The sequence below is a fragment of the Streptomyces triticisoli genome (assembly GCF_003270085.1).
GTDB lineage: Bacteria > Actinomycetota > Actinomycetes > Streptomycetales > Streptomycetaceae > Streptomyces > Streptomyces triticisoli.
Genome location: NZ_QFDQ01000094.1, coordinates 43216 through 58310 on the forward strand (window position 1 = coordinate 43216; position 15095 = coordinate 58310).

At 73.3% G+C, this 15095-nt stretch carries 11 protein-coding genes and 1 pseudogene; 7 read left to right on the forward strand and 5 right to left on the reverse strand.

What is annotated here, in order from left to right:
* Positions 1–5: 5 nt before the first annotated feature.
* The 3 genes from DEP02_RS16165 to yczE all read right to left on the reverse strand — a co-directional run bounded on the left by DEP02_RS16165 (position 6) and on the right by yczE (position 2846).
* Positions 6–1361, reverse strand: coding sequence for an MFS transporter (locus DEP02_RS16165; protein ID WP_112468019.1), 1356 nt, complete (start codon positions 1359–1361; stop codon positions 6–8).
* Between the two features lie 67 nt (positions 1362–1428).
* The gene (locus DEP02_RS16170) at positions 1429–2196 is read right to left on the reverse strand and encodes a glycerophosphodiester phosphodiesterase family protein (RefSeq protein WP_112468020.1); all 768 of its coding nucleotides are present in this window, start codon (positions 2194–2196) and stop codon (positions 1429–1431) included.
* Positions 2193–2846, reverse strand: a complete 654-nt coding sequence (gene yczE / locus DEP02_RS16175; RefSeq protein ID WP_112468021.1) for a membrane protein YczE — start codon at positions 2844–2846, stop codon at positions 2193–2195. The genes DEP02_RS16170 and yczE overlap by 4 nt, the downstream gene beginning before the upstream one ends.
* A gap of 99 nt (positions 2847–2945) precedes the next feature.
* On the opposite strand from yczE, the gene DEP02_RS16180 reads away from it, so the two are divergent.
* Positions 2946–4445 carry an SCO1417 family PLP biosynthesis transcription factor gene (locus DEP02_RS16180; RefSeq protein ID WP_112468033.1) on the forward strand — a complete coding sequence of 500 codons (1500 nt, stop codon included), beginning with the start codon at positions 2946–2948 and terminating at the stop codon, positions 4443–4445.
* A 176-nt stretch (positions 4446–4621) separates the two neighbouring features.
* On the opposite strand, the gene DEP02_RS16185 is transcribed toward DEP02_RS16180, so the two are convergent.
* Together DEP02_RS16185 and DEP02_RS16190 are read right to left on the reverse strand one after the other, a co-directional pair.
* Positions 4622–6202, reverse strand: coding sequence for a P-loop NTPase family protein (locus DEP02_RS16185; protein ID WP_112468022.1), 1581 nt, complete (start codon positions 6200–6202; stop codon positions 4622–4624).
* A 37-nt stretch (positions 6203–6239) separates the two neighbouring features.
* A complete protein-coding gene (locus DEP02_RS16190; RefSeq protein WP_112468023.1) occupies positions 6240–6434 on the reverse strand; it encodes a hypothetical protein in 195 nt (64 codons plus the stop codon).
* A 322-nt stretch (positions 6435–6756) separates the two neighbouring features.
* On the opposite strand from DEP02_RS16190, the gene DEP02_RS16195 reads away from it, so the two are divergent.
* From DEP02_RS16195 to DEP02_RS16225, 6 genes and pseudogenes are all read left to right on the forward strand, one after another.
* The gene (locus DEP02_RS16195) at positions 6757–7149 is read left to right on the forward strand and encodes an ankyrin repeat domain-containing protein (protein ID WP_112468024.1); all 393 of its coding nucleotides are present in this window, start codon (positions 6757–6759) and stop codon (positions 7147–7149) included.
* A gap of 324 nt (positions 7150–7473) precedes the next feature.
* A complete protein-coding gene (locus DEP02_RS16205; RefSeq protein ID WP_112468025.1) occupies positions 7474–8892 on the forward strand; it encodes a HEAT repeat domain-containing protein in 1419 nt (472 codons plus the stop codon).
* Between the two features lie 306 nt (positions 8893–9198).
* A pseudogene (locus tag DEP02_RS16210) lies at positions 9199–9537 on the forward strand (FCD domain-containing protein); the annotation flags it as partial.
* A gap of 92 nt (positions 9538–9629) precedes the next feature.
* The gene (locus tag DEP02_RS16215) at positions 9630–11156 is read left to right on the forward strand and encodes a hypothetical protein (RefSeq protein ID WP_112468027.1); all 1527 of its coding nucleotides are present in this window, start codon (positions 9630–9632) and stop codon (positions 11154–11156) included.
* 52 nt (positions 11157–11208) lie between these two features.
* On the forward strand, positions 11209–12087 hold the full coding sequence (locus tag DEP02_RS16220) for a hypothetical protein (RefSeq protein ID WP_112468028.1): 879 nt from the start codon (positions 11209–11211) through the stop codon (positions 12085–12087).
* Positions 12088–12143: 56 nt separating this feature from the next.
* The coding region (locus DEP02_RS16225) for a coiled-coil domain-containing protein (RefSeq protein ID WP_500299380.1) at positions 12144–15095 on the forward strand (2952 nt) is incomplete at its 3' end.

Below are 15095 nucleotides of genomic sequence, written 5' to 3' on the forward strand. Positions count from 1 at the left end.
GAGTGCTAAATCCGGTCAGGGGCCGGATTGCCCGCGTCAGCGATCGCGCGCCGTATCGGAACCCGGGCCAGCAGCGCGAACCCGATCACGAAGAACGCCACCAGCGAGATGATCGCGTCCCGGTAGCTGCCGGTCAGCTGGTAGGTGAGCCCGAACAGCAACGGCCCCAGCCAGCTCATGCCGCGGTCGCTCATCTCGTACGCCGAGAAGTACTCGGCCTCCTTGCCGGGCGGGACCAGGTGCGAGAACAGCGACCGGGACAGTGCCTGGCTGCCCCCGAGGACCAGTCCGATCCCGGCGGCCAGCACGAAGAACCACGCCGGTGCCCCGGCCGGCAGGAAGTACCCGGCCGTCAGCGTCGCCGTCCACGCGACCAGCGATCCGAGGATCGTGCGCTTCGCCCCGTAGATCCGGGCCAGCCGCCCCATGCCGAGCGCCCCCGCGACCGCCAGCACCTGCACCATCAGCACCGCCGTGATGAGCGTGGACTGACTCAGGCCGAGCTCCCGGGAGCCGTACACCGAGGCCTGGGAGATCACCGTCTGGATGCCGTCGTTGTAGACGAGGTAGGCGAGGAGGAAGGCCAGAGTGAGTGGTTTGCTCCGCATGTCCCGTACGGTGGAAGCGAGTTGACGCCAGCCGTGCACGGGCGGCGCCGTGCAGGTCCCCGCCGTACGGCGGTCGCGCAGCCGCTTCAGCGGTACGAGCGTGAACAGGCCCCACCACAGACCGGCCGAGGCCAGACAGATGCGGACGGCCATCGCCTCCGAAACCCCGAAGGAGTCGTGGGCGGTGAACAGCGCCAGGTTCGCCAGCAGTACCAGGGAGCCGGCCGCGTAGCCGAAGGCCCAGCCGCGCGAGGACACCGCGTCGCGCTCCTCGGGCGGGGCGATCTGCGGCAGGTAGGAGTTGTAGAGGACCATCGAGACGGCCACCGACGCGTTGGCGACTACCAGCAGGAAACCGCCCAGCAGATAGCGGTGGCCGTCCAGGAAGAACAGGCCCGTGGTGGCACCGGCGCCCACATAGGCGGCGGTCGCCAGCAGCGGTTTCCTGCGGCCGGTGCGGTCGGCCGCCGCGCCCGCGACCGGCATCAGCACGATCGCCACGACGACGGACGCCGAGACGCAGTACGCGAAGAACGACCCGGCCCGCACCGGGATCCCCAGCGGGTGCACGAACCCGTTCGCGTCCGCCGCGGACTCGGCGACCGCGGTGAGGTAGGGGCCGAGGAACACGGTGAGCACGCTGGTCGAGTAGACGGAGCACGCCCAGTCGTAGAAGTACCAGCCGCGCTGTTCGCGCCGCCGTTCGGCCGTCTCGTCGGCCGCCCGCTGTGCCCGCGCGGCGTCGCTGCCCACCCGTGCCCTCGCTTCCCCGTGGTGCCGCTGTTGCCGGTCCGCGAGGACGACCGGGACGGCCGGGGCCTCAGGCCCAGACGCCCCGGTCCTCCATCACTTTGCGCAACGTGTCGATGTGATCGGTCATGATGCCATCGACCCCCAGGTCCAGGAGCCGGTGCATCCGCTCGGACTCGTTGACGGTCCACACGTGCACGTGCAGCCCGCGCGCGTGCGCGGCGCGGACGAACAGCGGGTCGACCACCGGGACGCCCGACTGGGAGACCGGAACCTGTGCGGCCACCGCGGAGCGGCGCAGCGCGGCCGGCAGACCCCAGGACCGCAGCCGCAGCCCCAGCACCCCGCGCGTGCCGTACGACGTGGCGAGGCGCGGCCCGGCCAGCCGCTGGGCCCTGACCACACGCGCCTCGGAGAACGAGCCGACACAGACACGCCCCCATGCGTTCGCCCGCTCGATCAGGTCCAGCAGGGGGCGCAGGGCGGGCTCCGCCTTGACGTCGACGTTCCAGCGGACCTCGGGGAAGGTCTCCAGCAGCTCCTCGAAGAGCGGCACGGGCTCCCGGCCCGCCACGCGCGCGTGCCGCACGTCCTGCCACGGCAGGTCCGCGATGCGGCCCGCGCCGTCGGTCACCCGGTCCAGGGTCGCGTCGTGGAAGGCGACGAGCCGGCCGTCCGCCGTGGAGTGGACGTCGGTCTCGATGTAGCGGTAACCGAGGTCGACCGCGCGCCGGAACTGCGCCACGGTGTTCTCCAGCCCGTCGGCCGCCCCGCCGCGGTGCGCGAAGGGAATGGGCCCCGGGTGGTCGAGGTACGGGTGGCGTACGAGCGTGCTCACGGACGCAGTATCACCCGTTCGGGTGTCGCTGTGGAAATGGCCGTACTGCCGCCGGATGGCGCCGGGACGGCGAACACGCGCAGGAACAGCTGGGCCAGCGGGCCGATGGTCAGCGCGTACAGGACCGTGCCGACACCGATCGTCCCGCCGAGGGCGAAGCCGGTGGCGACGACCGCCACCTCCACGGCGGTGCGCATCAGCCGGATCGAGCGGCCGGTGCGCCGGTGCAGTCCGGTCATCAGCCCGTCACGCGGACCGGGCCCGAAGCGGGCGGCGATGTAGAGGCCGGTGGCCACTCCGTTGAGCACGACACCCGCCACGAGCAGGAGCACTCGTACGGCCGGGGAGTGGACGCCGGGCAGCAGGGCGAGAGCGCCGTCCATGGCGAGACCCACCACGAAGACGTTGGAGACCGTGCCGAGTCCGGGGCGCTGGCGCAGCGGGGCCCACAGCAACAGCACCACCGCCCCGACGATGACCGACACCACGCCGATCGTCAGGCCCGTGAGCTCGGCCAGGCCCTGGTGCAGCACGTTCCAGGGCTCCAGGCCCAGGCCCGCCCGGACGAGAAGCGCGGAGCTCGCGCCGTACAGCGCGAGTCCCGCGTAGAGCTGGATCAGTCGTCGCCCGAGACGGGCCCGTGTCGACAAAACGTCCCCCTGGTGATGGAAGTGGATGGGCGCATGACACTCTGTGGCCTGGGGAGAAAATCCATCCAGGGCCAATTCGTGGAAGGTGGACTGGTCATCATGGCGCAGTGGACCTCGGCGGTGGGTGCCGCACAGCTCGCCCGACTGCTCAAGTCCCAGCAGCACCGCCCGGCGGGCCCCGGCACCCGCCGCCTGCCCGCCTACCGGGCGCTCGCCGACGGCATCCGGCTGCTGGTGCTCGAAGGCCGCGTCCCGGTGGCCGCCCGGCTGCCCGCCGAGCGTGAACTCGCCATGGTCCTCACCGTCAGCCGCACCACGGTCGCCGCCGCCTACGAGGCCCTGCGCACGGAGGGGTTCCTGGAGTCCCGGCGCGGCGCGGGCAGCTGGACCGTGGTACCGGCCGGCAACCCGTTGCCCGCGCGCGGACTCGAACCCCTGCCGCCGGAGGCGCTGGGCTCGATGATCGACCTGGGCACCGCGGCCCTGCCGGCCCCGGAGCCGTGGCTCACCCGCGCCGTGCAGGGCGCGCTGGAGGAACTGCCTCCCTACGCCCACACGCACGGCGACTACCCGGCCGGTCTGCCCGCGCTGCGGTCGATGATCGCCGAGCGGTACACCACGCGCGGGATCCCCACCATGCCGGAGCAGATCATGGTGACGACGGGCGCCATGGGTGCCATCGACGCCATCTGCCACCTCTTCGGGGGCCGCGGCGAGCGCATCGCTGTCGAGTCGCCCTCCTACGCCAACATCCTGCAGCTGATGCGGGAGGCGGGCGCCCGGCTGGTGCCCGTGGCCATGGCCGAAGGTCTGGCCGGGTGGGACCTGGACCGCTGGCGCCAGGTACTGCGCGAGGCCGCGCCCCGGATCGCCTACGTCGTCGCCGACTTCCACAACCCGACCGGCGCGCTCGCCGACGAGGACCAGCGGCGCCGGCTGGTGGAGGCGGCCCGCTCGGCGGGGACGGTGCTCGTCGTCGACGAGACGATGAGCGAGCTGTATCTGGAGCCGGACCTGGAGATGCCGCGGCGGGTGTGCGGCTTCGATCCCGCCGGATCCACGGTGATCACTGTCGGTTCGGCCAGCAAGGCCTTCTGGGCCGGGATGCGCATCGGCTGGGTGCGGGCCGCCCCCGACGTGATCCGCAGCCTGGTCGCCGCGCGGGCCTACGCCGACCTGGGCACGCCCGTGCTCGAACAGCTGGCCGTGAACTGGCTGTTCACCACCGGCGGTTGGGAGGAGGCCGTGGAGATCTGCCGCGGCCAGGCCCGTGACAACCGCGACGCCCTGGTCGCGGCGGTCCGACGGGAGCTGCCCGCCTGGGAGTTCGAGGTCCCCAGCGGCGGCCTCACCCTGTGGGTGCGCACCGGCGGCCTCTCCGGATCCCGCCTCGCCGAGGCCGGCGAACGCGTCGGCGTCCGCGTCCCCTCCGGCCCCCGCTTCGGCGTCGACGGCGCTTTCGAGGGCTACGTCCGCCTGCCGTTCACGGTGGCCGGAGCCGTGGCAGAAGAGGCGGCAATCCGCCTGTCAGCAGCGGCCCACCTGGTGGAAACAGGCTCCCCGGCAGGCAACGAAACCCCAAGAACGTTCGTGGCATAGCCCGTGGCGGCGGGCAGTCGTGCCGTCCCAGCTACGGGCAGTCATGCCTCCCCCTGCTCATGGGGGTACCCCTGTTCGAGCGGAGGCGAGCACTTGGGGGAGCAGCCGAGAGCTTGGGGGAGGCACCCCTCGAGCGGGGCGAGCGCACTCACCCCCGCAGCAACTCACCCGCACCCTCAAGAGGGTTCAGCCACAGCAGCCTCGGTACCCACGGGCGCATCCTCCGGCACGGTCTCCCCGTCCGCCGGCATCGTCTTCGGCGGCAGAAGATCAAGCACAGCCTGCCGCCACGCATCACACACCGCATCGTCATAAGGATCCGGCGTCGCAGGCACCTGCAACCGATGCACCGCCTTCGTCCCCAACCGCGCATACCCCCGCCCGGCCGGTACGACCGCCGGCGGCGTCGTATGCGGCGGTGCCCCCAGCACCGCCTTGACCTGCTCCACCGTCGCCGCTCCGAGCACCACCCGCGCGCGCGTGTGCTGCCGTACCGCGTCACTCAGCGCCTCCGCGCTGTCGAACTGCTCCGCCACGACGACCGTCACACCCACCGCACGCCCGTGCCGCAGCGGCACCTGCAGCAGCGCCTGCGGGTCCTTGCGTCCGTCCGCGGCGGCCAGATGTGTGAACGCGGTCGGCCGGTCGAGCAACAGCCACAGTGGCCGCTTGGTGTCCTCCGGCGGCGGGTGACCCGCCTGCCGCGCGTGGCCCGCGGCGATCAGCCGGCGCTCGGTCTCGGTGGCCGCCCACTCCAGGCTCGCCAGCACCCCGGCCAGCCCGCACTCGACCGCGAGTACCCCGTCCCGGCCGGTCAGACAGGCGTACTCGCCGGTGCCGCCGCCATCGACGATCACGACATCGCCGTACTGGAGGGCCTGGAGCGCGATGGACCGAAGCAGGGTCGACGTACCGCTGCCGGGCTGCCCCAGGGCCAGCAGGTGCGGCTCGGTGGAGCGCAGGCCCGTGCGCCAGACGACCGGCGGCACGTCGTGCTTCTCCTCACCGTAGGTGAGAGGGAGGGTGCGGTGGACCTCGCTGGGGTCGGTGAAGCCGAGCACGGTCTCGCCCGGGGCGGTGACGAAGCGCTGGGTGGCGATGTCGGCGGGCAGCGGGGCGAGCGCGGTGACTGCCAGCTGGTTGCTCTCCTCGTCCCAGGCGAAGAGGTACTCGCGACCGCGGCCGGCCTTGACGGTCAGCAGGTGCTCGATCCGCGCGCGGGACTCGGGCTCGCCGTCGGTGAAGTACGCGGGGTAGTGGATCACCAGGTGGCGGATGCGGCCGGAGTCGTCGAACTCGTAGGCGGGGAAGGCCTTCTCCCACGCGCCGCTGTGAGAGTAGAGCGGCGCCGGGTCCTCGGCTGCCGAGAAGTAGGGGACCAGGGCCTCGTACAGCGATGCCAGGCGCTGGACGCGGGACGCGTCGGGGCCCTCGGGCTGCCGCGGGGTGCGGTCGCGTCCCTGCCAGGCCGCCGCCGCCATCAGCGCAATGGCGGCGAGCAGCGGACCGTACGGCACCATCGCCACCACCAGGATCACGGAGGCCACCAGGAACAGCAGCGGCCCGCGCCGGTCCTTCGGGGTCTTCGACCACTTGCGCCGTCCGGCCCCGGCCAGCCGGCGCAGACCACGGGTGATGGTGATCAGCGGGTGGAGGACGTCGGTGGCGCTGTCCGCCGCCGTCCGGGCCAGCTCCCGGCTCCGGGCGAGCTGCGCGCTGCCTGTGCTCAGAATGCGGGGGAGGGGGCGCCGGGCCACTGCTGCCTCCTGGAAGTACGAACGGGCGGGGGCGGTGTCAGAAGCTCATACCGCCGATCAGGCTCGCCAGACTCTCGCCGCCGGCTCTGATGCTCGGGCCGACGGCAGTGCTCGCCAGGTAGAAGCCGAACAGGGCCGACACACACGCGTGGGAGGGCTTCAGTCCGTCCTTGCGGAAGAACACGAAGACGATGACGCCGAACAGGACGACGCCCGAGACGGGAAGGATCATGTGAGGTCACTCCTGGTGTCGAAGGGAGAGTCACCCTGAGTTCTTCCAGCATCACAGTTTGTATCTATGTGACAAAAGGTGCAACCAGGTGAATTTTTCTCGTTTTCGCCCGGTCGGCGGGGGTGGATGAGTCGGCCGGGCAGAACTGTTGCGCTCGATGACCCCTGTGGTGATCTTTGCCTCGGACGCATCCGGTCATGTGCCGCACGAGCCAGTACGCTGGCGATTCACCCGTACGGCCCCGGCGATGAACGCCGCCGTACGCTTGCTCCCCGCAGTAACCGACAGTAACCGACGTTCGCAGTGAGAGGCGGTCCGGCCGATGAGCGAAGCCCCCGACCCCGAGGTCGTGGAGCTGGCGACCAAGATCTTCGATCTGGCCCGGAAGGGGCGGACCGAGGCGCTCGTTGCGTATGTCGACGCCGGCGTCCCGGCCAACCTCACCAACGACCGCGGCGACTCCCTGGTGATGCTCGCCGCCTACCACGGCCACGCCGACACGGTCCGTGCGCTGCTGGCTCGCGGCGCCGACGCCGACCGCGCCAACGACCGGGGCCAGACCCCCCTCGCCGGAGCGGTCTTCAAGGGCGAGCAGGAAGTGATCAGGGCCCTCCTGGAGGGCGGCGCGGACCCGTCCGCCGGCACGCCGTCGGCGGTCGACACGGCCCGCATGTTCGGAAAGGCTGAGCTGCTGGAACTGTTCGGCGAGCAGTGATCTTCCGGGGCGCGAGCAGCCGCGTCGGCCCTTCTGGCCAGGTACGACACAAAAAACGGGGGAGGCGGTACGGGGCCGCCGGAAATTTCGGTCGCGGCGGCGCGGACACCGGGTCATCATGACGTCGTGATTCACGGACGCGATGGTTGGGCAGGTGTTGCCGCACCGTGCGGGCCGCGATGCGGCCCGCACGGGCCACCGACGAGAGGCAGAGGAAGATGGTCTACAGCAAGCAGCGGACGGTGGGCGCCCCGACGTGTTGTCGCGCGGCCAGGTAGTGCGTGGTCCCCGGTTGCGTCGACGCTTGATGTGAGGCTGTTTCCCATGTTCGATCCGGTCATAGCGCCCAGCGGTACGCTGCTCGGCCTGCTGCAGCGGGGCCGCGGCGACGGCACGCTGCACGCGCTCACCGCCCCGCGCGCCGAAGCGCTCGCGGCACTGAACCACTGTGTGCTGCACGACCCCCGCCGCGACTGGCAGGTGGAGAACCGCTCCCTGTACTACGCCCGGCTCTTCCTCGACCTGCACGGCGAACTGGACGAGATCGAGGCCCACCTCTTCGACCCCGAGGACTCCCTCGACACCGACGAGTCACGTACCGGACTCGCCCTCGCCGTCCTCGGACACCTCGCCTCCTACGACAGGCGGGACGCCCTCGCCCTGCTGCGCAGGTACGCGGCCACGGGCGCCAACTGGGCCTGGGCCCTGGACGAACTGGCGCTCAGGGACGACGACGCCGGGCTGCGCGCCCTCGCCGCGCCCGTCCTCGCCCGCTTCGCCACCGACGCCGAGGGCAAGGCCGAGCTGGCCGCGGCCGTACGCGACGCCTTCGAGCCCCGGCCGTGGCGGCTCTGGGCCGACGACCCGCGCGCATCGATCGCCACGCGCGTGCGTGCCGCCCACGAGGCCGGCTGCTTCGACCGCTGGCAGCAGCAGCTGCGTCCCACCGGGCCCCGCCCCGGATGGAGCGTGCAGGCGGTGTTCGAATGGGCTCAGCAGGGCGCCGAACGCGGCGCCGCCCTTCACGTTCCGGCCGCCCGATGTCTCGTCGCCGTCGCCGGCCCCGAGGACCGGCCCCAGATCCTCCGCGCCGCCCGGGAGGGCACCGACGCGGCCCGCTGCACGGCCCTGCGCTACCTCGCCGACGGCAACGACCCCGCTGCCCTCGACCTGATCGAGTCGGCCGTGTCCGGCGGCTCGGCCACCGTGCTGGAGGCCGCCGTCGACGCCTTCGAGCGCATGTGCGACATGGCCGCCGTCGACCGCGCGCGCGGCTGGGCCCTCCGCCCCGACCCGCTGGGCGCCGCCGCCGGACGTGTGCTCGCCTGCCGCGGCGCGGGCCAGGACCGCGACCTCGTCCTCGCCGCCCTCCGGGAGGCCGTCCGCGGCGAAGGCCCCGACGCACCCACCCTGTGGACCCTCGTCGACGGCGCCGGACGGCTCGGCATCGTCTGCGCCGCCCCCGTCCTGCGCCACATCTACCGCGAGACCGCCTCCTCCCATCTGCGTGGCCGCGCCGCCCGCGCGCTGGCCGTCACCGACCCCTCCTTCGCCGCCGGATTCGCCATCGAGTGCCTGTGGGACTGTGAGGAGACCACCCGCGAACTGGCCGCCCGGCACGCCGAGACCGGTGACACCCGCGTCGTCGAGCGACTGCGCAGGCTTGCCGCCGACCCGGCCGAGGAGGCCGAGGTCCAGACCGCCGTACGCAGTCGGATCGGGCCGGACTCACCCACCGTGTGAACGCCCCGTGACCCGGGAGACGGAAGCGTGTGGACAGGGGCCGACCCGCTCTGCTGTGCGGCCCAACGCTCATGGGACGTTCCCCGCCCGAAAAGATCCACGTTGACGCGGCCACGCCCGGCCCGGCAACGACACCGGCATGCGTGTCGTCATCGTGACCGAACCCTTCCCCCCGACGCGAACGGCGTGGCCCACCGCGCGCTCCGGACCGCCCGGCACCTCGTCGATCACGGTCACGCCCCTCTCGTCGCCGTTCCGGCCACCGCCGTCTCGAGCGAGCTCGGCGCACCGGCGCCGTGCGAGGACGTCGAGGAAGGCCGGTGGGCCGCACAAGAGGGTGACTGGAACGGGCTGGGTACGGTCAACATCCACTGCCACCGGGAACCGGTGACGCTCGCCGGCAGCGGCCGCACCGACGAACTCATGCGCGGAGTCTTCGCCGGACTGCGCCTCGCCTTCCACGTCGTGGACGGTCCGCGGCGGGTGCGCGAGCCGTACCTCACCCGCAACCAGCGAATCCTCCAGGCCCTGCGGAAGGACGAGCGGGAGAAGGCGGAGAGGCTGCTCGCCGTCTGCCTCGACGACTCGCTGGAAGGGGTCGTCGAGGTCTACCGGCGGCGGCTCGGTCGGGACGGGGAGCGGTGACGGGTTCACCGCACCGGGTGTGACGACGTGCGCACCGGGGCACGGCTGCGCCGTTTGGATCGTTGTCAGACCGAGGACCTAGTCTGTGCACCGTGACTTCGCCTGCATCGACGGACAGTGTTCCGCCCCAGCTCAGCGCGGGGCCGCGCCCTGTCCAGGGCCCGGCCGCCGACGAGGGGCTGGCGCGGCGGCTGCGCGCGCTCGCCTGCACCGCGCCGCTGCACGACCTCGACGCGCGCAAGGCCAATCTCGCCGGCGAGTACTCGGTGTACGGCATGGCGGAGGTCGCGCTCGCCGCCATCGACCTGGTCACTCTCACCATGGACTTCGACACCGGCGCCGACCACGACCAGATCGTGGCCCGGCTCATCCCGCGCGTCGCCGCCCAGGCCCCGCGGCGACCGGTCACCGAGCACGAGCGCGTGGCCCGCTGGGTCCTGGAGAACCTGATCAACGTCGGCAGCGTCGACCGCGGCTTCCGCGCGGTGTACGGCACGTTCGCGCCGGACGGTACGTACGTCCGCCGGGACTACGACTTCAAGCTGCTCGAGGAGGTGCCGGGCCCCGGCGGCAGCGTCTACCTGCGCACCACGGACGAGGCGGTCAACGTCCTCGTCGGCGCCCTCGACACCGATGTGACCAGCGCGCAGATCGCCGCCGAGGTCAAGCTGGAAGTGCTCATCAGCCGCGGCCGCCTCGCCGACGCCCAGCTCGCCGCCGAACAGGCCCGCTACCGGACCGTGCAGTACTCGGAGACCCTGCGCAGGGCCCTGGAGGCCACCCGTCGCAACGTCCGCGCGGTGGACTGGCTCAGCGCCGTACCCGACATGATCGCCGAGGCCCTGGACCACGTCGCCGACCGCTACCGGCACGAGAACGCGATCCTGACCAACATCCGCAGGGCACGCGACGAGTCGGAGGACCCCGAGCACAAGCGGCGCGCCGCCGAGCTGGTCGACATCGTCAAGGACTGCATCCGCCGGCACACCCAACTGCAGTCCCGGCTCCTGGAGGCCGGCCCGCTGTTCCGTGCCGAGCAGGACCGGCAGGCCTTCGCCACCCCCCTGGCCGCATCCGGAACCGACCTCTACGGCCACCTGCTCGCACCGGCCCTCCCCCTGCCCCTGGAGCAGGCGATCCGCGTCACGGACGCCTTCTTCGCGCACGGTACGGGGCTGCGCACACCCGTGTCCGTCCGGGTGGGCGACCTCGTCGACATCCTGCTGATGCCCCCTGTCGAGCGGGAACACCTGGGGGCCGAGATGCCCGAGCCCGACCTGATCGCCACCCCGGACGACAGCCGGTTCAGCGAGGAGCAGCTCGCGGCCGCCATGGAGCTGCTGGACCTGCCGGCCGACGCGCCGCGGCGGCTGTCGGGCCTGCTCGCCGACGCCCGCCGCAAGGACGCCGACCTGCCCTATCTGGTCGCCCTGCTGGCCGTGCACGCGGCCAGCCCACCGGTCGGCACCGCCTACCGGCAGGGCGAGGAGAAGCTGCTGTTCGCCGTGGACGACGGGACCGGGCTGGACGACCCCGAGTTCGGCGGCGCCGACCTCATCGTGGGCACGGCGCTGCTGGACGCGGCGGGCATGGCGGCCGACCGGACGGAGGCGGCGTGAGCCCCGCCGGCACCCGTACGCACCAGCCAGACCGCGACAAGGAGCCCCAGCCGTGACCGAGCACGTCGACCGGAGTGAGCCGGAAGCCGCAGGTACGCCCACGTCGGCCGCCGTCACACCCGCCGACGCCGCCGACGCGGCCCGGCTCGTCGCCTTCGGGCTGCAGCCCAAGCTGCAGCCCGCGCGCGACCAGGAGTACGCCGACCTGCTGCGCCGCCACCGCGAGGACCCGGCGTTCGCACGGCTCGCCGACGCCGTGGCCGCCGGGCTGGGACTCGTCGTCCTGGAGGTGTCCCCGCGCGCGGGCATGGCGGTCACCGCGGCCGAGGACTCGGTGTTCGCGGTCCGCATGGGCGACTACGCGCGCCGCACCACCGCCGACTCGGGCGACCGCTTCCTGCACGGGCTCGCCCACCTCGCCGTGGCCGCCCTCGCCTTCCCCCGGCCCGAGGACCTCGCCGACGACGGCTACATCGGCCGCGTCACGGTCAACGGCGTCGACACCTTCGTCCGCCAGGCCTGCCGCCGCCTGGAGGAGCGTGCCGAGGAGCAGGGCGAGAACACCGACCCGGCCACCGACGCGCCCGGCCTCGAGGCCGCCTGGCGGATCTGGGCCAGACGCAGCGCGACCGGCGCCACCAAGGACGCACGCCGGCCGGCGGCCTCGACCACCGGCATCGTGGCCAAGGCCCTGGCGTTCCTCACCGACTCCGGGTTCCTGCAGCGCACCGGCGACGAGAGCGGCGGCACCTACCGCACGACGGCCCGCTACCAACTCCAGGTGCGCGACATGGCGGGCAGCGCCGCCCTGGCCGAACTCCTGGAACTGGGCATCGTCCCGGTGACCGACGGCACGCCGAGCCTGCTGCCCGCCGAGGACACCGACGACCTGGAGCTGGTGGCCGACGCCGGGCTGCCGTTCCACTCCTAGGCCGCCTGCCGCCTCCCCACCCCTCTGATCTGCAAGAAGACTGACGAGAGTCCGCCATGTACGAGCTGTCCCGGGTCCGCCTCCACTCCATCGGGCCCGCCGGTGCGCGCTACGCCGACACCGTGCTTGACCTGCGGGGTGTGGGCGAGCCGGTGCCCGACCCCGCGCCCACCCAGGCGGAGTTCTTCGAGGAGGATCCGGTCGGCCCACCGCGCCGGCCCGCCCCCGCGGGCGTGCTCTTCCTGGAGAACGGCGGCGGCAAGTCCGTCCTGCTCAAGCTGATCTTCTCGGTGATGCTGCCCGGCCACCGCAACACCCTCGGCGGCGCCAGCTCCGGTGTGCTGCGCAAGTTCCTGCTTGCCGACGACTGCGGGCACGTGGCACTGGAATGGCAGCACGTGCAGACCGGCGAGTGCGTGGTCGTCGGCAAGGTCAGCGAGTGGCGCGGGCGCCAGGTCTCCAACGACCCGCGGAAGTTCGCCGAGGCCTGGTACTCCTTCCGGCCCGGCCCAGGACTCGCCCTGGACAACCTCCCCGTCGCCGAGGCGACCGCCGTACGACCGCCTGCCGAGGGCCGGTCGGGCGCGCGGGGACGGCGCCGCACCATGAAGGGCTTCCGTGACGCGCTCACCGAGGCGGGCAAGGCCTACCCGCACCTGGAGGTGCACTGGGAGGAGATCCACGAGCGCTGGACCGAACACCTCGGTGACCTCGGCCTGGACCCCGAACTCTTCCGCTACCAGCGGGAGATGAACGCCGACGAGGGCGAGGCGGCCGGCCTGTTCGCGGTCAAGAAGGACTCCGACTTCACCGATCTGCTGCTGCGTGCCGTCACCGACACCCGCGACACCGACGGGCTCGCCGACCTGGTCAGCGGCTTCGGCAACAAACTCGGCCGGCGTGCCGAACTGATCGCCGAACGGGACTTCACCGCCGGCTCGGTCGACCTGCTCGGCCGGATCGTCGAGGCCGCCGAAGCCCGCACACGCGCGCGTGACATCCACGCGGCAGCCGAGCGGCGCACGCGCACGCTGGTGCGACGACTGTCCGCGCGGGCCGTGCGGGAGCGGGCACGGGCCGGCGACCTCGCCCAGCGGGTCACCGCCGCGGCCCACGCCGTCACAGACTCCGGGGCCGCACGGGAGCGCAGCGCGCTGATCTCCGCCGAACTCGCCTACCGGCACGCCTCACTGGCCCTCACCGCCGCCGAGAAGTCCGCCGCGGCGCAGAAACGGGAACTCGCCGACGCGCGTACCCTGCACTCCGCCTGGCAGGCCGCCGAGGCCGTGCTGCGCCACCGCGCCGCCGCCGACCGCGTGGCCCGCGTCTCCGCCGCGATCCAGGAGGCCGAGCGGGACGCGGCCCCGGCGCTCGCCGCACGAGCCAAGGCCGCCGTGGATCTCGTACGAGCCCTGCATGCCGCCGCGGAGAGCGCCGAAGCCCTGGCCGACGAGAAGGAGGAGCGGTCCGCACGGCTCCAGGAGGCCGGCGAGTCGGCCTACCGGGACCAGACGGCCGCCGCCACCGAGGCGCAGCGAGCCCGCAGCGAGGCCGGTCATCTGCGCCAGCGCCTGGCCGAGGTCGAGCAGGAAACCGCAGAGGCGGTCCGTGCGGGCTGGCTGGACGACAGCGCCCCCGACGCCGACCCGGCGCGCGCCGCGCTGGCCGCCAGCGACGCCGAGAAGACGGCGGTCGCCGCCTGGGACCAGGCCCGCGAGGCGTCCCGGAAAGCCACCGAACACGCGCGCGAGGCCGCCTCGGCCGAGTCCCGCGCGGAACTCACGGCGGCCCGCGCGGCCGACGCGGCGACGGCGGCGCAGCGCGCGTACGAGGCCGAACGCCGCATCGCCGAGGCACTGGCGGCGGAGGAACGGCTCGCGGAACTGCTGAGCCTGCCGGGCACGGCCGGGGCCGGACGGGCCGGAGTCCCGGCGTCCCGCACAGGACCGGACGACGCGGACGGCTCAGGCGGCACGAGCGGCGCGGGCCGCACGTCAGGCCGTGCCCCGGGGGCCGAGGGCACTCTCACCCCCGAGGACCTGGACCGCTTCGCCGACGAACTGCGCGCGCTGCTCGACGACGCCGTCTCCTCCGCCGAACGGCACCTGTTCGAGCTGCGCACCGCCGCCGCCGACGACGCCCGGATCCTCGGCGCGCTCGGCGACGGCGGACTGCTGCCGCCCGGCCCCGACGTGCTGGCCACCGTCGAGTTCCTCGGCGAGCACGGCATCCCAGCACTGCCCGGCTGGCGCTACCTCGCCCAGGCCGTCGACCCCGCCGACCACGCACGCGTACTGGCCGCCCGGCCCGAACTGGTCGACGGCGTGATCATCACCGACCCCGACACGCACGCGCGTGCCCGCGACGCCCTCGCGGACGCGGCCCTGCTGCCCCGGTCCACCGTGGCCGTCGGCACCGCGGCCGCCCTGCTCGCCCCCACGCCGGCCGCCGGCGCCACCCCGAGTGACGTCTTTCTCGTACCGCCGAACCCGGCCATGCACGACGAACACGCCGCCGACGAGGAACGGCAGGCGCTGCGCGCGCGGGCGAGCGAGCGGGACGAGGAGATCCGCCGGCTCGCCGCCCGGCTCGGCAAGGACCGGGAACTGGCGGCGCGGCTCGCCTCCTGGCGCACCGGCTGCCCCGCCGGACGGCTCCTGGAACTGACCCGGGCCGCCCAGGACACACGCGTCTTCGCCGAGGAGGCCGAGGCCGAGCTGGCCGAGGCGCGCAGCCTGCGGGCGGAGACCGACGAGGCCGCCGCCGAGGCCGCCCGGGCGCGCGACGAACGCCAGGAGGTCGCCCAGAGGGCGCGGCGCGCCGCCGACGCCCTCGCCGGGCTCGCGTTCCGGCTGCGCGAGCGCGCGGGCTGGCAGGCCAAGCTGCGCGAACTCGCCGACGAGGCAGCCGAGTCGGAGGCCCGCGCCCAGACCTGCCTGCAACGTGCCCGCGCCGCCGACCAGGACCGGCGCGCCGCCCAGCGCGCTGCCGACGACGCCCGCCGCACC

What these genes read in the sequence shown, in the direction of transcription:
- DEP02_RS16180 (WP_112468033.1), top strand. Translation starts at nt 2,946, where the DNA reads ATGGCGCAGTGGACCTCGGCGGTGGGTGCCGCACAGCTCGCCCGACTG.
- DEP02_RS16190 (WP_112468023.1), bottom strand. Translation starts at nt 6,434, where the DNA reads ATGATCCTTCCCGTCTCGGGCGTCGTCCTGTTCGGCGTCATCGTCTTC.
- DEP02_RS16195 (WP_112468024.1), top strand. Translation starts at nt 6,757, where the DNA reads ATGAGCGAAGCCCCCGACCCCGAGGTCGTGGAGCTGGCGACCAAGATC.
- DEP02_RS16205 (WP_112468025.1), top strand. Translation starts at nt 7,474, where the DNA reads ATGTTCGATCCGGTCATAGCGCCCAGCGGTACGCTGCTCGGCCTGCTG.